This is a genomic window from Bacillus oleivorans (genome assembly GCF_900207585.1).
In the GTDB taxonomy this organism is placed as follows: domain Bacteria; phylum Bacillota; class Bacilli; order Bacillales; family JC228; genus Bacillus_BF; species Bacillus_BF oleivorans.
In genome coordinates this window covers 1-17,008 of the sequence record NZ_OAOP01000008.1, presented here as the reverse complement: position 1 = coordinate 17,008, position 17,008 = coordinate 1, and the positions used below count along the sequence as shown (strand labels likewise).

Annotated in this window: 16 protein-coding genes; 11 read left to right on the top strand and 5 right to left on the bottom strand. The window is 38.1% G+C overall.

The genetic code is table 11. The features are described 5' to 3' along the window. The first annotated feature begins 72 nt into the window (after positions 1 to 72). The gene (locus CRO56_RS16130; protein WP_245855948.1) at positions 73 to 1,830 is read left to right on the top strand and encodes an ABC transporter ATP-binding protein; all 1,758 of its coding nucleotides are present in this window, start codon (positions 73 to 75) and stop codon (positions 1,828 to 1,830) included. A gap of 153 nt (positions 1,831 to 1,983) precedes the next feature. Next, positions 1,984 to 2,646, top strand: a complete 663-nt coding sequence (locus CRO56_RS16125; RefSeq protein WP_097159664.1) for a potassium channel family protein — start codon at positions 1,984 to 1,986, stop codon at positions 2,644 to 2,646. 125 nt (positions 2,647 to 2,771) lie between these two features. Here CRO56_RS16125 and rnjA read toward each other — a convergent pair whose 3' ends face one another. After that, positions 2,772 to 4,439 carry a ribonuclease J1 gene (gene rnjA / locus CRO56_RS16120; RefSeq protein WP_097159663.1) on the bottom strand — a complete coding sequence of 556 codons (1,668 nt, stop codon included), beginning with the start codon at positions 4,437 to 4,439 and terminating at the stop codon, positions 2,772 to 2,774. Then, positions 4,439 to 4,651, bottom strand: a complete 213-nt coding sequence (locus CRO56_RS16115; RefSeq protein WP_097159662.1) for a DNA-dependent RNA polymerase subunit epsilon — start codon at positions 4,649 to 4,651, stop codon at positions 4,439 to 4,441. Before CRO56_RS16115 ends, rnjA begins: the two co-directional genes overlap by 1 nt. Before the next feature lie 711 nt (positions 4,652 to 5,362). Here CRO56_RS16115 and CRO56_RS16110 point away from each other — a divergent pair. The 6 genes from CRO56_RS16110 to lpdA all read left to right on the top strand — a co-directional run bounded on the left by CRO56_RS16110 (position 5,363) and on the right by lpdA (position 12,390). Further along, entirely contained in the window at positions 5,363 to 6,133 is a 771-nt protein-coding gene (locus CRO56_RS16110) for a Cof-type HAD-IIB family hydrolase (RefSeq protein ID WP_097159661.1), read from the top strand. Between the two features lie 270 nt (positions 6,134 to 6,403). Beyond that, on the top strand, positions 6,404 to 7,078 hold the full coding sequence (locus CRO56_RS16105; RefSeq protein ID WP_097159660.1) for a YkyA family protein: 675 nt from the start codon (positions 6,404 to 6,406) through the stop codon (positions 7,076 to 7,078). 431 nt (positions 7,079 to 7,509) lie between these two features. Beyond that, entirely contained in the window at positions 7,510 to 8,622 is a 1,113-nt protein-coding gene (gene pdhA, locus CRO56_RS16100) for a pyruvate dehydrogenase (acetyl-transferring) E1 component subunit alpha (protein ID WP_097159659.1), read from the top strand. A gap of 2 nt (positions 8,623 to 8,624) precedes the next feature. Continuing rightward, positions 8,625 to 9,602: an alpha-ketoacid dehydrogenase subunit beta gene (locus CRO56_RS16095; protein WP_097159658.1), complete on the top strand. Its 978-nt coding sequence runs from the start codon at positions 8,625 to 8,627 to the stop codon at positions 9,600 to 9,602. Between the two features lie 85 nt (positions 9,603 to 9,687). Continuing rightward, positions 9,688 to 10,977 carry a dihydrolipoamide acetyltransferase family protein gene (locus CRO56_RS16090; protein ID WP_097159657.1) on the top strand — a complete coding sequence of 430 codons (1,290 nt, stop codon included), beginning with the start codon at positions 9,688 to 9,690 and terminating at the stop codon, positions 10,975 to 10,977. 3 nt (positions 10,978 to 10,980) lie between these two features. Next, positions 10,981 to 12,390, top strand: coding sequence for a dihydrolipoyl dehydrogenase (lpdA, locus tag CRO56_RS16085; protein WP_097159656.1), 1,410 nt, complete (start codon positions 10,981 to 10,983; stop codon positions 12,388 to 12,390). Positions 12,391 to 12,458: 68 nt separating this feature from the next. Here the strand turns inward: lpdA and CRO56_RS16080 are convergent, their stop codons facing one another. After that, complete coding sequence (locus CRO56_RS16080) at positions 12,459 to 12,821, bottom strand: hypothetical protein (protein WP_097159655.1); 363 nt, start codon at positions 12,819 to 12,821, stop codon at positions 12,459 to 12,461. Between the two features lie 179 nt (positions 12,822 to 13,000). Here CRO56_RS16080 and CRO56_RS16075 point away from each other — a divergent pair, with 179 nt between their 5' ends. Beyond that, the gene (locus tag CRO56_RS16075; protein ID WP_097159654.1) at positions 13,001 to 13,249 is read left to right on the top strand and encodes a hypothetical protein; all 249 of its coding nucleotides are present in this window, start codon (positions 13,001 to 13,003) and stop codon (positions 13,247 to 13,249) included. Between the two features lie 84 nt (positions 13,250 to 13,333). On the opposite strand, the gene CRO56_RS16070 is transcribed toward CRO56_RS16075, so the two are convergent. Then, positions 13,334 to 14,863 (bottom strand): glycine betaine uptake BCCT transporter, encoded by a 1,530-nt coding sequence (locus CRO56_RS16070; protein WP_097159653.1) that lies wholly within the window; start codon positions 14,861 to 14,863, stop codon positions 13,334 to 13,336. 290 nt (positions 14,864 to 15,153) lie between these two features. On the opposite strand from CRO56_RS16070, the gene CRO56_RS16065 reads away from it, so the two are divergent. Next, complete coding sequence (locus CRO56_RS16065) at positions 15,154 to 16,032, top strand: polysaccharide deacetylase family protein (protein WP_097159652.1); 879 nt, start codon at positions 15,154 to 15,156, stop codon at positions 16,030 to 16,032. An 82-nt stretch (positions 16,033 to 16,114) separates the two neighbouring features. On the opposite strand, the gene CRO56_RS16060 is transcribed toward CRO56_RS16065, so the two are convergent. Continuing rightward, complete coding sequence (locus tag CRO56_RS16060; protein ID WP_097159651.1) at positions 16,115 to 16,534, bottom strand: DUF1885 family protein; 420 nt, start codon at positions 16,532 to 16,534, stop codon at positions 16,115 to 16,117. A gap of 210 nt (positions 16,535 to 16,744) precedes the next feature. Here CRO56_RS16060 and CRO56_RS16055 point away from each other — a divergent pair, with 210 nt between their 5' ends. Then, positions 16,745 to 16,870, top strand: a complete 126-nt coding sequence (locus CRO56_RS16055) for a GapA-binding peptide SR1P (RefSeq protein ID WP_097159650.1) — start codon at positions 16,745 to 16,747, stop codon at positions 16,868 to 16,870. The last annotated feature ends 138 nt before the right edge of the window (positions 16,871 to 17,008 follow it).

The window sequence follows — 17,008 nt, the reverse complement described above, 5'->3', positions numbered from 1 at the left end:
GATCAGTTAAAACGAAAAGAAAATCATGTCCATCCCAATGCACTAAAACGTTTTCGCTATTCACAGGATCTAGTGATTGAAAAGTCATTTAACTGGTCGCAGATGTGGAGACTATTAGGCTATTTAAAACCCTATTCCAAGTCGCTAGTGCCCCTTTCTATTATCGTGGTGCTATTAACGACCGCGATCCGATTATTTATCCCGGTAATCATTGGGGTTTATATTTTGGAGCAAGCGATTTCTGAGAAAAACAGCAATCTGTTAACAACGCTCGTACTTTCTATTTCAGCTATGTACTTGATTTCCTATATAGCAAATATCTTAAGAATCAGTTGGCTCAATAAATTAGGCCAGCATGTTATTTATGACTTAAGAAAGCATCTTTTTACTCACGTCCAAGGGCTATCGCATCGTTTTTTTGATCAGCGCTCAGCTGGGTCTATACTAGTCAGAATTTTAAATGATGTGAACTCATTACAAGAACTGTTTACTAATGGGATTATTAATCTCTTAATGGACTGTATTATGCTAGTAGGAATTGTTGTGATTCTCTTTACTCTAAGCCCGCCATTGGCATTGGCAGTTATGATTACTGTTCCGATTATGTTTCTTATTTCGACGAAGCTGCGCAGAAGCATTCGCCGTTCTTGGCAGACTGTGAGACACCGCCAATCAAGTCTTAACTCACACTTGAATGAAAGTCTTCAGGGGATTAGGGTTACTCAGTCCTTTACACAAGAAAAAGAAAATATGGCATTCTTTGATGGAGTGAATACAGGCAACTATGAAGCATGGCGCGTAGCCACACAAAAGAATGCAACCTTTAGACCGCTAGTGGAAATGACAAATGCAGTCGGTACCGCCATTTTAATATGGTTTGGAGCAATATTAATCGGTAACGGGCAAATTTCAATAGGTGAATTTGTTTCCTTTGCTTTTTACTTAGGAATGTTTTGGGAACCTATCTCTAGACTCGGTCAGGTTTACAACCAGCTTCTGATAGGAATGGCTTCATCAGAGCGGATATTTGAGTTTTTAGATGAAAAACCTCTTATTGATGAAAAAGAAAAAGCGATTCAATTGGCCGAAATCAAAGGGCAGATTGAATTTGAGAATGTTGAATTTTCTTATGACAACAAACGTAAAGCATTAAACGGAATTAGTCTCGAAATGAAAGCAGGTCAAACTGTTGCTTTAGTTGGCCATACTGGTTCAGGTAAGACTACGATAGCGAATTTAATAAGCCGCTTTTATGATGCGACCGGGGGAAAAGTAAAAATAGACGGCCATGATATTCGCGATATTTCCGTAAAAAACTTAAGAAGTCAAATTAGCATTGTTCTTCAGGATACCTTTATCTTTTCTGGTACGATCATGGAAAACATTCGTTTTGGCCGTCCGGATGCTGCAGATGAAGAGGTAATCGAAGCGGCAAAAGCAATCGGAGCAGACCCCTTCATTCAAAAACTGCCGAATGGTTATTTTACAGAAGTAGAAGAAAGAGGAAATATTCTATCAGTTGGAGAAAGACAGCTTCTTTCATTCGCAAGAGCATTGTTGGCAGATCCGAGAATTTTAATTCTAGATGAAGCAACAGCTAGTATCGATACAGAGACCGAGGTAAAAATTCAAAATGCCCTAAGAACTTTACTGAAAGGACGAACCTCAATCATCATTGCACACCGACTCTCCACCATACGGGAAGCTGATCAGATCTTTGTCCTTGAAAACGGGCATATTTTAGAATCTGGAAATCATGATCACCTTATGATGAAAAAAGGTGAATATTTCGGTTTAATAAGTGCACAATTTAAAATGCTGAATGCATGAAGCTCTTAAACAAACAGCCGTTCTAAATCATATAGAAGATTTAGGAGGCTGTTTTTATAATCCTATTTGAAACAAGTAAAACCTCTACAAAGATTGATTCCTTCTATGTTAAAATGACATATAAGTCTTACACTTGACTTGGAGGAAATTAATATGAAAAAAGAATTTGTTGTCATTGGACTGGGCCGGTTTGGCGGAAGTATTGTCCGGAGCCTGATTGAATTAGGAATGGAAGTAATGGCCATCGATCGAGACGAAGATAAAGTTAATGAATATTCTGCAATTGCTACCCATGCAGTTGTGGCTGACAGTACAGATGAATCTGTTATTAAAAGCTTAGGGATTCGAAACTTTGACCATGTGATTGTTGCGATTGGTGATGATATTCAATCCAGTATCTTGACTACATTGATTCTCAAAGAATTAGGGGTTACCAACGTAACCGTAAAAGCTCAGAATGATTATCATGAAAAGATCGTACGCCGGATAGGAGCGGATCATGTCGTTCATCCTGAGCGGGATATGGGCAGAAGATTAGCTAATAATATTGCGTCAAATAGTGTTCTAGACTACCTTGAGTTATCGGATGAGCATAGCATTGTTGAGATTGTGGCAAGTGAAAAGTTAGACGGAAATACGATACTTGACTTAGATATCCGCGCCAAATATGGAATTAATATTGTCGCCATCAAAAGAAAAAATGAAATTATTGTTTCTCCTCAAGCGAATGAAGTTATCTTGAGCGGAGATATTTTAATTGTCATCGGTGCTGATAATGACATTAACCGATTTGAGAAAAAAGTTATCCAAGATTAAGAAATAATCATCTATTGTTGAATCAATCAAAAAAGCTGACTGCGAGGGTACTTCCTGTACGCAGTCAGCTTTTCCATTGATCGTATCTATTGCTCCGAACCAAACCCGAGCTCTAGCTTTAGTTTTTACACCTCCATAATGATTGGCAAAATCATCGGACGGCGCTTTGTTTTTTCATATAAAAATGGAGCTAACGTGTCGGTAATTTCATTTTTAATTTCCGACCATTGGCTAGTTCTTCTTTCCATTATGGAAGAAAGGTGTTTTGTAACGATTCCCTGAGCTTCCTGAATTAAATCACCAGACTCTCTCATGTATACAAAACCTCTTGAAATAATGTCAGGTCCGGCAGCAATTTTGAAGTCCTTCATATTAATGCTCACCACGACTACCACTAGACCCTCTTCAGAAAGAATACGGCGGTCTCTTAAGACGATATTACCAATGTCACCAACACCGCTTCCGTCAATATATACATTTCCAGAAGGTATTTTTCCTGCCACTTGGGCTTCATCCTGGCTTAAGGCTAATACTTCACCGTTATCCAAAATAAAGCAATTTTCTTCTTTAACACCACAATCCACTGCTAAATTTGCATGCATTTTTTGCATCCGATACTCTCCGTGAACAGGCATGAAGAATTGTGGCTTCATTAATCGAAGCATAAGCTTTTGCTCTTCTTGGCCTCCATGTCCGGAGGTGTGGATATTATTCAATGGACCGTGAATAACGTTTGCACCTGCTTTGAATAATGTATTAATCGTCCGGCTTACGCTAATCGTATTTCCAGGAATTGGTGATGAAGAAAAGACAACTGTGTCGCCTGGAATGATTTGTATTTGCCGATGAGTCCCATTTGCAATCCGTGAAAGGGCAGCCATTGGCTCTCCTTGGCTTCCTGTACACAAAATGGTTACTTGATGGGCAGGAAGCCGGTTTAATTGCTGCGTATCAATAAAAGTATTTTTAGGGCATTTTATGTAGCCGAGTTCTTGGCCGATTTCAATCGCTGATTCCATACTTCTGCCGAATACAGCAATTTTTCGTCCGTTTAATACCGCAGCTTCAACAACCTGTTGCAGGCGATGAATGTTAGATGCGAATGTAGCAAAAATAATTCGTCCTTCGACCTTACGGAATATGTCATGAATGCTATCTCCTACACGGCGTTCCGACATGGTGAAGTTGGGAACCTCACTATTTGTACTATCGGAAAGTAAACATAGGACTCCTTCTTTTCCGATTTCAGCCATTTTTGTCAAATTGGCCGGTTCACCAACTGGTGTAAAGTCAAATTTAAAGTCACCTGTATGAACAATATTCCCAGGCGGTGTTTTTACAACGATTCCATAAGAATCAGGAATACTATGAGTCGTTCGGAAAAACGTAACAGAGGTTTTTCTGAATTTAATAATGTCATCTTCCTGAATTTCAATTAGTTTTGCATGTCTCAAAAGACCATGCTCTTCCAATTTATTTCGAATTAATCCTAGAGCAAGTTTTCCGCCATAAATAGGAATGTTGATTTCACGCAGTAAATAAGGAATTCCACCAATATGGTCTTCATGTCCATGCGTGACAAAAAGACCCTTAATTTTTTCTTCATTTTTCACTAAGTAAGAATAATCTGGGATAACATAGTCAATTCCTAGCAATTCGTCCTCAGGAAATTTAATCCCCGCATCAATCATGATAATTTCATCCTGGAATTGTATACCATAGGTATTCTTACCGATTTCACCTAGCCCACCAAGTGCAAATATAGCCGTCTGATCATTTTTTACAAATTTCATCATCTATTCTCCACTAATTTAAAATCTTCGTTTTGTTGCTCATATTCTAAATAAGCACCGGTAGTTGGCTGAATATACTCTATGTTGTAGTTTTTTTCTTTCAAAGCTAAACGAACTTCACGTTCTGATTCAGCTTCAATAAATAAAGTTTTTGTGTGTTCGCGTACAGGAACCTCAGTCTTAGATTCTTGATAGTATACTTTATAAATCATTCATCTCTCTCCTTGACTATCTAATAAAATTATAGTGGTTGTGGACTACCTATTTTCGGAGATCTGCACCCTTTATGGCAAAAAACCAAAATAAGACGAAACAGATGAAAAAACAACCGGACGAACAGTTATTTCCCCTGTATCGCTGCTCACTCATTTAACGAAAAACCTGCTCTAGGAATTGTTAATGAAACTAGTGAGTTAAAAAATATAATCCGACTCATCCTCTGCTTCCTTCACTTTACAAAAATAAGTCAACAATAGCAAGTGGGCTATCTCATCATTTTGAATTAATTTGTTTCCAGCGAGTGAAAAAACCCTCCAAAAAATAGGAGGATTCTTGGAAAAGCTTGAAATATCGATTATATTTGAAAAAGATTATTTTTTTAAGTTCATGCTAAATAACTTAGCAAAGAGCATCATAATCAGACTGAAAGTTTCAAACTATACATGTTATCATTTTAGTTAAGAGATACTCTTCTATGCCATTAGCTTCTTTTTGACAACATTTCTCCATTGTTTTTTTAGGCGATTTCTTAATTTTTTCAGCATACTTAGCCCTCCTTTATTGATGGTTCTAGTATTCATCAGTCTTCTTTTTTATAGTATATGGAGAGTTCTTGAAATTTTTCATGGGGATAGATGGAATTAGGCAAACATCTAAAAATAGGGTATACAAACAAATGTGACAAACTATTAGAGGTGAACCAGATGAGTAAGATTGTATTTTTTGATATAGATGGGACATTGTTAAGACATGATAAAACAATCCCAGAATCAACTAAAAAAGCGATTAGACTACTAAAAGAGCAAGATGTTTTTGTCGCGATTGCAACCGGAAGAGCTCCCTTTATGTTTGAAGATATTCGGAAAGAACTGGAAATAGATTCCTATGTCAGCTTTAATGGTCAATATGTTGTGTTTGAAAATGAGCCTATTTATAAAAATCCGCTGAATCAAGAAGCATTAATTAGGCTCCATGAAAAAGCAATGAGTTACAATCACCCGCTTGTTTTTCTGAATGAGGATGACATGAAAGCCGATATTTTAGAGGACGTTATGGTAACAGAGGCAATGGGAAGTTTGCTTTTTGGATATCCGGAAAAGGATGAAACCTATTATTTAAAAAATAAAGTGTATCAATCTCTATTATTTTGTACAGAAGATTGGCAGCAAGAATATGAAAGGGAATTTGATGCTTTTACTTTTATAAGATGGCATGAATTTTCAATGGATGTGATTCCGAAAGGCGGGTCGAAAGCGGAAGGAATTAAACAAATGCTGGATAAGATCGGATTTCAATTAAAGGATAGTTTCGCATTTGGAGACGGTTTAAACGATATAGAAATGATTCAAGCCGTTGGGACTGGTGTCGCCATGGGAAATGCTGTTGAAGTATTAAAAAGACATGCTGACTTTGTTACAAAGGATGTCGACGATGATGGTCTTGAATATGGATTAAAATCTGTCGGACTAATATAATTGTTTGGCTGGGAAAAGTCGTTTTTAGGTAGCTCCCTGCTCTATTTTCTCTATCATATCGAAAACATTTTTAATCCGAATCTAAATAATAGGGTCATATTCATTGAATAGGATGAATAGAATAGCGACAAATAGAATTCGGGATAACGGGAAAAAAACGCTGTATTTTTTTGACAATATTTACTCCTATTTCAATCTGGGACAATCTATTGTCAAAAAGTATGGGCAAAGATATAGTAGAGAAGGCAATAGTATTTTGGGGGTAGGAGAATGAAAAAGCGTACTAAACAGACATTATATACAGTTATTGCAGCAGCTGTCTTTTTTTTAGCTGGATGTACCGAAAAAGTTTCACCAATGGAAACGATGTATACAACCTTAGAAGGTGTCGTTTCTGCAGAAGAGGGCTTCAACGAACAGCAGGACCCGTTACGAGAATTAGAAAAACAGGAGCATGATTTATTTGATCAAATTATTTCATTAAGTATGAATGAATTTGACCAAATTCTCACTTTATCTAAAGAAGCCCTATCCATTATCGAACAGAGAAAAGAAAAGATTGAGATTGAGCGCCAAAGTATGATTGAATCTGAAGAAAAATTTAAAGAAGTACAAGATATTATCGAAACGATTGAAGACGAAAATCTGAAAGCTCAAGCAGCCTCGTTATCCGATGTGATGAACACACGCTATCAGGCTCATAAATCCTTATATGATGCTTATATGAAAGGCCTTCAGCTCGATCAAGAATTGTATACCATTCTTCAAGATGAAAACCTTACCCTTGATCAATTAGAAAGTAAAATTAATGAAATAAATGAAGCATATGAATTAGTGATGGAAGCTAATAATCAATTTAACGAAATCACCGAAAAATATAATGATGCTAAGAAAAACTTCTATGAAGCAGCCGGGCTGGAAGTAACTGTTACAGCAGGTGAATAAAATATTTGCCCGCCAAGTCACATGTAGTGATTGGCGGGCATTTTTTATTTGGTTCATTGGAAACTACCGTTTAAAACCAATTAATTTGAGGAAACATGCACATAGATATAACCTTGTTGGTGAAAGTTAAAGAGTGGTTATTATAAAACAGATCATTCATTTTCGTTACTGTTTTATAATACAGCTATTTAAAAAGCTATAATACAGATCATTAATTAATCTAATTTTAATGGCGGAACCATCGAGAAATTAAAGTAATTGACGGAAAGAATTACAATCATGTAAACTTGGAACTGAGAGCTAGTTGTATTAATGTAAATTCCATTTCCATTGATACAGTTTTTTTCTCCTGCTTCAGTTTGATAGATATCTGGAAGGGAGAAACTAATAGGTATTGATATTATCTAATATGAAATGAAAGGGTGAAGGGAATGGTTTCAAACACAAAGACTCAAATCGATTACAACAAGCAATTTGAGAGCATTAGTGAGCAATTCCAAACATTTCAAATTCTGAATGAAAATGGTGAAGTAGTTAATGAAGCTGCCATGCCAGATTTATCAGATGAACAATTACAAGAACTGATGAAGCGTATGGTTTGGACGAGAATCCTAGATCAGCGTTCTATTTCTTTAAATAGACAAGGACGCCTTGGTTTCTATGCTCCAACGGCTGGACAGGAAGCATCACAAATTGCTTCTCAATTTGCATTAGAAAAGGATGACTGGATTTTACCAGGTTACCGTGATGTACCTCAAATTGTATGGCATGGTTTACCGCTTTATCAGGCTTTTCTATTTTCTAGAGGTCATTTTCAAGGTAACCAAGCTCCAGAAGGGGTTAATGTATTATCACCGCAAATTATTATCGGAGCTCAATATATTCAAACAGCTGGAGTTGCTTTAGGTTTGAAAAAACGAGGCAAAAAAGCAGTTGCGATTACGTATACCGGTGATGGCGGTACCTCACAAGGTGATTTTTATGAAGGAATTAACTTTGCTGGAGCATATAAAGCACCCGCTATCTTCGTTATTCAGAACAACCAATTCGCAATTTCTACGCCAAGGGAACTTCAAACTGCAGCTGAAACACTAGCACAAAAAGCTGTAGCTGCAGGAATTCCTGGTATTCAAGTCGATGGAATGGATCCATTAGCTGTGTATGCTGCTGTTAAGGATGCGCGCGAAAGAGCGATTAATGGAGAGGGACCAACATTAATTGAAACTCTATGTTATCGTTATGGCCCGCATACAATGGCTGGGGACGATCCAACCAGATACCGTACAGCTGACTTGGATAACGAATGGGAGAAAAAGGATCCTTTAGTGCGTTTCCGTAAATTCCTTGAAAACAAGGGGCTATGGAACGAAGAGCTTGAGAATGAAGTAATTGAACAAGCAAAAGAAGAGATTAAAGAAGCTATTAAAAAAGCGGACGACGCACCAAAGCAAAAAGTAACGGACTTAATATCCATCATGTATGAGGAATTACCATATAACTTAAAAGAACAAAATGAAATTTATAAAGAGAAGGAGTCGAAGTAGGCATGGCTCAAATGACAATGATTCAAGCAATCACGGACGCATTGCGTACTGAACTAAAGAACGATGAAAATGTTCTTGTGTTCGGGGAAGACGTTGGTGTTAACGGTGGGGTGTTCCGTGCTACTGAAGGCTTACAAAAAGAATTTGGGGAAGATCGAGTATTTGATACACCGCTTGCTGAATCGGGGATTGGCGGACTCGCGGTTGGTTTAGCTTTACAAGGTTTTCGTCCAGTACCGGAATTACAGTTCTTCGGGTTCGTATATGAGGCAATGGATTCAATTTCAGGGCAGCTTGCACGTATGCGGTACCGATCAGGCGGACGCTATTTTGCACCCGTTACAATTCGTTCACCATTTGGAGGGGGCGTACACACGCCGGAACTCCACGCAGATAGTTTAGAAGGTTTAATGGCACAACAGCCTGGTTTAAAAGTGGTCATCCCTTCTACTCCATATGATGCAAAAGGACTGTTAATTTCTGCTATTCGCGATAACGATCCGGTTATCTTTTTAGAGCATATGAAGTTATACCGTTCTTTCCGCCAAGAGGTTCCTGAGGAAGAATATACGATTCCGCTTGGAAAAGCTGATGTTAAACGTGAGGGGAAAGATCTTTCTATTATTACCTATGGTGCGATGGTTCAAGAATCTCTAAAAGCAGCAGATGAACTTGAAAAAGAAGGATACTCTGTAGAAGTCGTAGATTTGCGTACGATTAGTCCTTTAGATATTGATACGATTATTGCATCAGTAGAAAAAACAAATCGTGCTATTGTGGTACAAGAGGCACAAAAACAAGCAGGAATTGCTGCAAATGTTGTAGCGGAAATCAATGATCGTGCGATTTTAAGTTTAGAAGCACCTGTATTAAGAGTAGCTGCACCAGATACAGTATTCCCATTCTCTCAAGCTGAATCTGTCTGGCTTCCAAATTACAAGGACATTATTGAGACAGCGAAAAAAGTCTTAACTTTCTAATGGATTAAGATGAAAGGTCATTCGCCTTTCTTCTTAATTATTTTTTGAACACTTAGCTTTTATCTGTAAAAGGAGGTTGAACCAAGTGGCATTTGAATTTAAATTGCCGGACATCGGAGAAGGTATACACGAAGGTGAAATTGTAAAATGGTTCGTAAAGCCTGGTGACGAAGTAAAAGAGGACGATGTACTATGTGAAGTCCAAAACGATAAAGCAGTTGTAGAAATCCCTTCACCTGTTACTGGGAAAGTTGTAGAAGTTAAAGTAAACGAGGGAGAAGTCGCAATTGTTGGAGACGTTCTGATTACTTTTGATGCTCCAGGATATGAGAACTTACAATTTAAAGGAAATGAAGAAAAAGCTGAAGCACCGAAAGTAGAGCCAAAGCAAGAAGAACCTGCACCAGCAGTAGAAACTGCAACCCCTGAAGCAAAAGATGAATCGGGAGTTCGTGTAATTGCGATGCCTTCTGTCCGAAAATTCGCCCGTGAAAAAGGGATTGATATTAAACAGGTTTCCGGAACTGGCAAAAATGGACGTGTTTTAAAAGAAGATATTGAAGCCTTTATCAATGGCGGTGCCAAACCTGCGGAAGCTGTAACAGCTCAAGCTGAAACGGAAACAGCAGAAGCAGCCGCTCCAAAGGCAGCCCCAGCAATTCCAGAGGGAGCCTTCCCAGAAACACGTGAAAAAATGAGCGGTATCAGAAAAGCGATTGCCAAAGCCATGGTTAATTCTAAACACACAGCTCCGCACGTGACACTAATGGATGAAGTGGACGTTACAAAGCTTGTCGCTCACCGTAAAAAGTTCAAGCAGGTGGCTGCGGATAAAGGAGTGAAGCTTACTTTCTTGCCATATGTTGTCAAAGCTTTGGTAAGTGCTTTACGTGAATATCCTGCGCTGAATACATCACTTGATGACGAAACAAGTGAAATTATTCATAAACATTACTATAATATAGGTATAGCTGCCGATACTGAAAAAGGATTACTTGTACCTGTAGTGAAAAATGCAGACCGTAAATCTATGTTCAAGATTTCTGGAGAAATTAATGAATTAGCCACTAAAGCGAGAGATGGCAAGCTTGCACCAGATGAAATGAAGGGTGCATCTTGTACAATTACAAACATCGGATCAGCTGGGGGTCAATGGTTTACGCCTGTTATTAATCATCCAGAAGTAGCCATTCTCGGTATTGGCAGAATAGCTGAAAAACCAATCGTGCGTGATGGTGAAATCGTTGCTGCTCCAATGTTAGCCTTATCTTTAAGCTTCGATCACCGGATGATCGATGGTGCAACAGCTCAAAATGCACTTAATCACATTAAACGATTACTCAGCGACCCAGAACTATTATTAATGGAGGCGTAATTCATGGTTGTAGGAGATTTTCCAATTGAAACAGATACTCTAGTCATTGGGTCCGGCCCTGGCGGTTACGTTGCTGCAATTCGTGCTGCTCAACTGGGACAAAAAGTAACCATCGTAGAAAAAGCTGAACTCGGCGGAGTATGCTTGAACGTTGGATGTATCCCATCTAAAGCACTTATTACAGCAGGGCATCGATATGAGCAAGCTCTTCATTCCGATGATATGGGAATCAAGGCGGAAAATGTAACCCTTGATTTTTCAAAGGTTCAAGAATTTAAAAGCAAAGTGGTTAAAAAGCTGACAAGCGGTGTAGAAGGACTTCTAAAAGGAAATAAAGTAGAAATCGTCAAAGGTGAAGCTTATTTCGTAGATGCGAATTCAATCCGTGTGATGAATGAAAATTCAGCACAAACGTATACATTTAAAAATGCCATTATTGCAACAGGATCCCGACCAATTGAATTAAAAACATTCCCTTATTCAGAGCGTGTTATTGATTCAACTGGCGCTTTAAACCTAAAAGAAGTTCCGCAAAAACTCGTTATCATTGGCGGGGGCGTAATCGGAATCGAACTTGGAACTGCCTATGCAAACATGGGATCTAAAGTTACTGTTCTTGAGGGCAGCGATGATATCCTCGCGGGCTTTGAAAAACAAATGACAACGATCGTTAAGAAGAACCTTAAGGCAAAAGGTGTTGAGGTTGTTACAAAAGCAATGGCAAAAGGTGCGGAAGTAACAGGTAATGGCGTTGTCGTAACATATGAAGCTGGCGGCTCTGAACAAAAGCTGGAAGCTGATTATGTTCTCGTAACAGTTGGACGCAGACCAAACACGGATGAACTTGGCTTAGAGCAAGTCGGAATTGAAATGACTGAGCGCGGCCTTATCAAAGTTGACAAACAATGCCGTACAAACGTAAGCAATATCTATGCGATCGGAGACATCGTCGAAGGACCTCAGCTAGCTCACAAGGCTTCTTATGAGGGTAAAGTGGCTGCTGAAGCAATTGCGGGAGAACCTGCTGAAGTAGACTACCTTGCAATCCCGGCTGTTGTTTTCTCTGAACCAGAACTAGCAACTGTTGGTTTTAATGAGCAACAAGCTAAAGAAGCAGGATTTGATGTGATTGGCGCGAAATTCCCGTATGCTGCTAACGGCCGTGCCTTAGCATTAAACGAAACGGATGGCTTTGTAAAGCTCGTTACTCGTAAAGAAGATGGTTTAGTCATCGGGGCACAAATCGCAGGGGCTAATGCATCTGATGTAATTGCAGAGCTAGGTCTGGCAATCGAAGCCGGAATGACAGCAGAAGATATCGCTATGACAATCCATGCTCATCCAACATTAGGTGAAATCACAATGGAAGCAGCAGAAGTAGCTCTTGGTTCACCAATCCATATCATAAAATAAATATTTCAATGAAAAGTACAGAGAGTGTGAAATCATTTCGATTTTCACACTCTCTTTTTGTTTGATTTTTAATTGGAAGATAAAAGCTGTACGACGGGATTTATGATTTCTTCTTTTGGGGCTGCACCTTCCACACTGAAAATAATAGTATTGCCATTCGTTATCAGCAGCGCCGGGAATTCGTCAACGTGGAGCTGTTCCTCTAGCCGGTCCAAATCATTTGGGGTAATAACTTTCATTTTATTTACAAGGGTTGGGTATGTTTTTCTCAGTTCTAAAATAGCATCATAATAAGAGATTTCTTTTTCAAAATGAGCATCATCGGTAAAAAAAATCAGATTTACTCCATCTGTTTGAATCATAGGTTTCTCTTCACTTGAGCAAGAACTCAGTAAAAATAAAACTAAAACAAGAATCAAATATGGTTTCATACTCTCACCGCTCATTGTAAAAGTTCGAAATTTCAAATACAAGTTTAGCATAGAAACAAGGACATTTTGCCTATGTCATTTGAATGTTACAGAAATGATATATCTGATAAAGCGTTGTCTTAATTTTTGCGGTAAAAAGCGGGTAAAAGATATATAGGGAAACAGGAAAGAGTGGTTGAATGAAAAGCTATGTCGCAGTGCTTTTACAAATGATGATATGGAGCAGCTATAGTCTGGCAGAATGGTTATCTGATCATGACAGACCCGGGTATAATATAGGCATGTTTCTTATCTTTGTATTTCTAGCGTTTAATATAGCTAAATATGTAGTAAAATCAACGAAAGCCTCGCTTATCATAACAGGCGCTACCCTCTCTTTTTATTTATTCATTCATTGGGGAATGCCAGCGATATCTTCATGGGTATAAAAAATCCACTGCTAAAAGTGAGCAGTGGATTTTTAAAGTGAACACCACAATGTAAATGATGGAAGGGATCAACAGGAGAAGCCGTTAATCGATCTCTTTTTGCATCTTTTGCCCTTTAGGCAGTTCTTCTATGAATGATTTAATCAGCGAATATACAATCAGGAGCATAATGACTGTAAATGGAAGAGCTGCGATAATGGATGCTTTTTGAAGTGCGGCAAGTCCTCCTATATAAAGGAGAATTGTCGCAGCTCCAGCTTGAATTATACCCCATAAAAGCTTAACAGTATTAGGGGGATTTAAACTTCCATTCGTTGTTTGCATCCCTAAGACAAAGGTCGCTGAATCAGCAGAAGTTATAAAGAACGTACAAATTAAGAAAATCGCAAGTATAGATAAGAACATGGAAAATGGAAAATAGTTAAATAGTTCGAATAAAGCTACTTCTTCTCCTACACTTTCAATCTCACCTAAAATTGAGCTGCCTTGAAAGTAATCAAGTCCAATTGCACTTCCGCCAAAAACAGAAAACCATAATGCGCCGAATAGGGTTGGTACGAGCAGTACACCAATGGTAAATTCCCGGATAGTACGTCCTCTTGAAACGCGTGCAATGAATGTCCCGACAAATGGTGCCCACGAAATCCACCAAGCCCAATAGAAAATAGTCCAATCTTCATACCATGTATTTTCCGGGTCAAATGGGGCTAGACGAAAACTCATAGAAGGGAGATTTTGTATATATGAACCTAGCGTCGTCGAAAATGTATCCATAATAAAGTTAGTAGGACCTGCAAAAAGAACAAAAAGCATTAAAGCAAGCGCGAGAATAATATTCAAATTACTAAGATATTTAATTCCCCGATTTAATCCAGTCTGAGCTGAAATCATAAATAATATAGTAACTACGATAATAATAATCAATTGCGTTGTAAATGTATTTTCAATCCCATCAAATGTATACGAGAGCCCGCCGCTAATCTGAGATGCTCCTAAACCTAATGATGTAGCCACTCCAAATACAGTAGCAAATACTGCAATAAAATTTATCAGAATTCCTAAACTGCCGTCTACACGGTCTCCAAATACCGGTCTTAATAGCGAGCTAAAAACACCAGGTGACTTTTTTCTGAATTGAAAATAGGCGAGTGCCAAACCAACTACTGTGTATATCGCCCATGGGTGTAAGCCCCAATGGAAAAATGAGTACCGGAGCGCTGCTCTTGCGGACTCTTCAGAAGCAGGTTCTTCTAATGGCGGATAGTAATAATGGAACATTGGTTCCGCCGCCCCCCAAAATACTAATCCAATTCCCATACCGGCACTAAACAACATCGCAAACCATGTTAAATAACTATATTCGGGTTGGTCTCCTTCTTTTCCTAATCGAATATTCCCGTATTTTGTGAATATGAGCAAGAGCGCAAAAGCGAGAAAAATTGATGCAGATATCAGGTAAAACCAACCAAACTTTTCTAATATAATACTATGTACTGCGGTTGTCACTGCATTCAGACTAAAGTTGTTAAGGACTCCTTCCGGTATAATTCCCCAAATAATAAAGAACAAGGTTACAATTACTGACACTGTAAATACTGGTGTTATCTTATTCAAAAAATCCCCCCTATAAACCGATTCCATTAATAGTTTGAATATAATTCTCGAAATATGATAGGAAATAAACTTATTCTCACGTATAATTAGAAGATGAAACGAGCTTACATCGCTTTTGGAGTTAAACTACTGGGGTTTGAAAAATGTTGTTTAGTGCTAATTAGAAGATTAGTATTTTCGTTTTGGAATCGGTGCATTTATTACCCATACCCATTAAACCGGGCACTATAACATTTTATTTGACAAACAGTTATATGGTTCGGAATACATACAACTTAGGGGGAGCTATCATGAAGCGATTTCTTTTTATTTTCTGCTTACTTGGAATATTAACCGCTTGTTCTTCATCAGTTTCACAAAACAATAGTGAACAAGGGGAAAAAGACCAAACAAAGCCTGATCAAACTGAAATGGAAGTTGATTTGACAGAAGATGACGCGGCAACCACAGAACCAGATGATGAACCATCAAAAAATGGGGATTCTTCAGAAGAAACGGAGCAACCTCCGGCAGAGGCAGAACCAAAGCCCCAGTATGTGGTGAATCCTGCTAACTGGACAATCGAGCCGATTGATGCAGCTAACGATAAAGTGGTGCTATTAACCTTCGATGATGCTCCAGATGAACATGCAGTTGAAATGGCTCAGCTGCTTAAGCAGCTAGGGGTTAAAGCAATCTTTTTTGTAAATGGTCATTTTATTGATACTGAAGAGGAACAGCAAAAATTAAGATCAATCCATGAATTAGGTTTTTCGATTGGAAACCATACATACAATCATGCATTGCTCAGAGATTTAACAGAAGAAGAACAAAGAGAAGACATTGTGAAATTAAATGAATTAATCGAAAATATTACTGGTGAAAAGCCTCAATTTTTTAGAGCTCCCCATGGGGTTAATACGGATTATAGTTATCAAGTGGCCGAAGAAGAAGGTATGATTGTAATGAACTGGACGTATGGTTATGACTGGGTAGATGGTTATCTGGAAAAAGAAGCCCTTACTGATATTATGGTTAATTCACCGTACTTAAACAATGGAGCGAACCTGTTAATGCACGACCGCAGCTGGACCTTTGAGGCATTAGAAGGGATTGTTGAGGGACTGCGAAATAAAGGATATGAATTTGTCGATCCTGCTACCATTACTAAAATTGAAAAAATAAAGTAAAAGTGAAACCCACTGTATCAGAACAGTGGGTTTTTTAATCGATAAGAAAATAGAAGATATTTTGCTGAATTGTGTACAGAGTTTATTTTCGCTTACAAAAATACATCACCCGGTTATTAAAAAGCTGCAGTTCTGCCTCCCATTTTTTTGCAATAAATTTACATAACTCATTTGCTTTTCCTTTATCAGCTGTAGTTGAACTTGCAGCCAATGAAATACGTAATGTATCAGGAAGTGTATCTGCAGGTGTATTCGGTATATCGATAAAGATGGAATGATAGTGAGGATCTTCATGACTCTTTAGATGGAGATATGTACCTTCGGAAGATGTTATTTCCATTATTTCATAAGGGAACGCATTTTGATCATATTCCCAGCTTAATTGTTCCCCTGTCTTATGTGTAATCTCTTGATAGTATTGTAAAATTTCTTTTACATCATCATACGAAATTGACTCTTTTTGCGAAAGTGGAGTTACTTTAATGAAAGCTGCCTCTCTCATAGAAACACCTCGGACGTTAGAATTTTCAATTTTCAAAAATAATTATATCATAGCAAGCCTGTTTTTGGAGATAAAGGTACTGTTGGTAAAATAAAATACAAAAATAGGTAAATATGACATACAATTAGGGCTTGAAAATCTTAATGTGTCATAATATTATTAAATTAAGTTAAGCGTTTTCAAAATATAAGGCAAAGGAGAAGGGGAACAATGGGGACGATTATTTGTCAAACATGCAATGCTACAATTACTCATTTTGAGGATGAAAAAGTTTCTGTGCTCTATGCCAAGTGTGATCACTGTCATGAAAGTAAGAATGAGGATGAAACAGATTAATATATATATATGACTTGCTTAATAATAAAAAACCATCGGATGATGATCTGAACCCAAAAAGTTAGACACAGAAATTTAGGCAGCTACTTGGGCATGATTTCGGTATTGAACCGGACTCATGCCTTTTAATTTTGCCTT

What these genes read in the sequence shown, in the direction of transcription:
- CRO56_RS16125 (WP_097159664.1), top strand. Translation starts at nt 1,984, where the DNA reads ATGAAAAAAGAATTTGTTGTCATTGGACTGGGCCGGTTTGGCGGAAGT.
- rnjA (WP_097159663.1), bottom strand. Translation starts at nt 4,439, where the DNA reads ATGAAATTTGTAAAAAATGATCAGACGGCTATATTTGCACTTGGTGGG.
- CRO56_RS16115 (WP_097159662.1), bottom strand. Translation starts at nt 4,651, where the DNA reads ATGATTTATAAAGTATACTATCAAGAATCTAAGACTGAGGTTCCTGTA.
- CRO56_RS16110 (WP_097159661.1), top strand. Translation starts at nt 5,363, where the DNA reads ATGAGTAAGATTGTATTTTTTGATATAGATGGGACATTGTTAAGACAT.
- CRO56_RS16105 (WP_097159660.1), top strand. Translation starts at nt 6,404, where the DNA reads ATGAAAAAGCGTACTAAACAGACATTATATACAGTTATTGCAGCAGCT.
- pdhA (WP_097159659.1), top strand. Translation starts at nt 7,510, where the DNA reads ATGGTTTCAAACACAAAGACTCAAATCGATTACAACAAGCAATTTGAG.
- CRO56_RS16095 (WP_097159658.1), top strand. Translation starts at nt 8,625, where the DNA reads ATGGCTCAAATGACAATGATTCAAGCAATCACGGACGCATTGCGTACT.
- lpdA (WP_097159656.1), top strand. Translation starts at nt 10,981, where the DNA reads ATGGTTGTAGGAGATTTTCCAATTGAAACAGATACTCTAGTCATTGGG.
- CRO56_RS16080 (WP_097159655.1), bottom strand. Translation starts at nt 12,821, where the DNA reads ATGAAACCATATTTGATTCTTGTTTTAGTTTTATTTTTACTGAGTTCT.
- CRO56_RS16075 (WP_097159654.1), top strand. Translation starts at nt 13,001, where the DNA reads ATGAAAAGCTATGTCGCAGTGCTTTTACAAATGATGATATGGAGCAGC.
- CRO56_RS16065 (WP_097159652.1), top strand. Translation starts at nt 15,154, where the DNA reads ATGAAGCGATTTCTTTTTATTTTCTGCTTACTTGGAATATTAACCGCT.
- CRO56_RS16060 (WP_097159651.1), bottom strand. Translation starts at nt 16,534, where the DNA reads ATGAGAGAGGCAGCTTTCATTAAAGTAACTCCACTTTCGCAAAAAGAG.
- CRO56_RS16055 (WP_097159650.1), top strand. Translation starts at nt 16,745, where the DNA reads ATGGGGACGATTATTTGTCAAACATGCAATGCTACAATTACTCATTTT.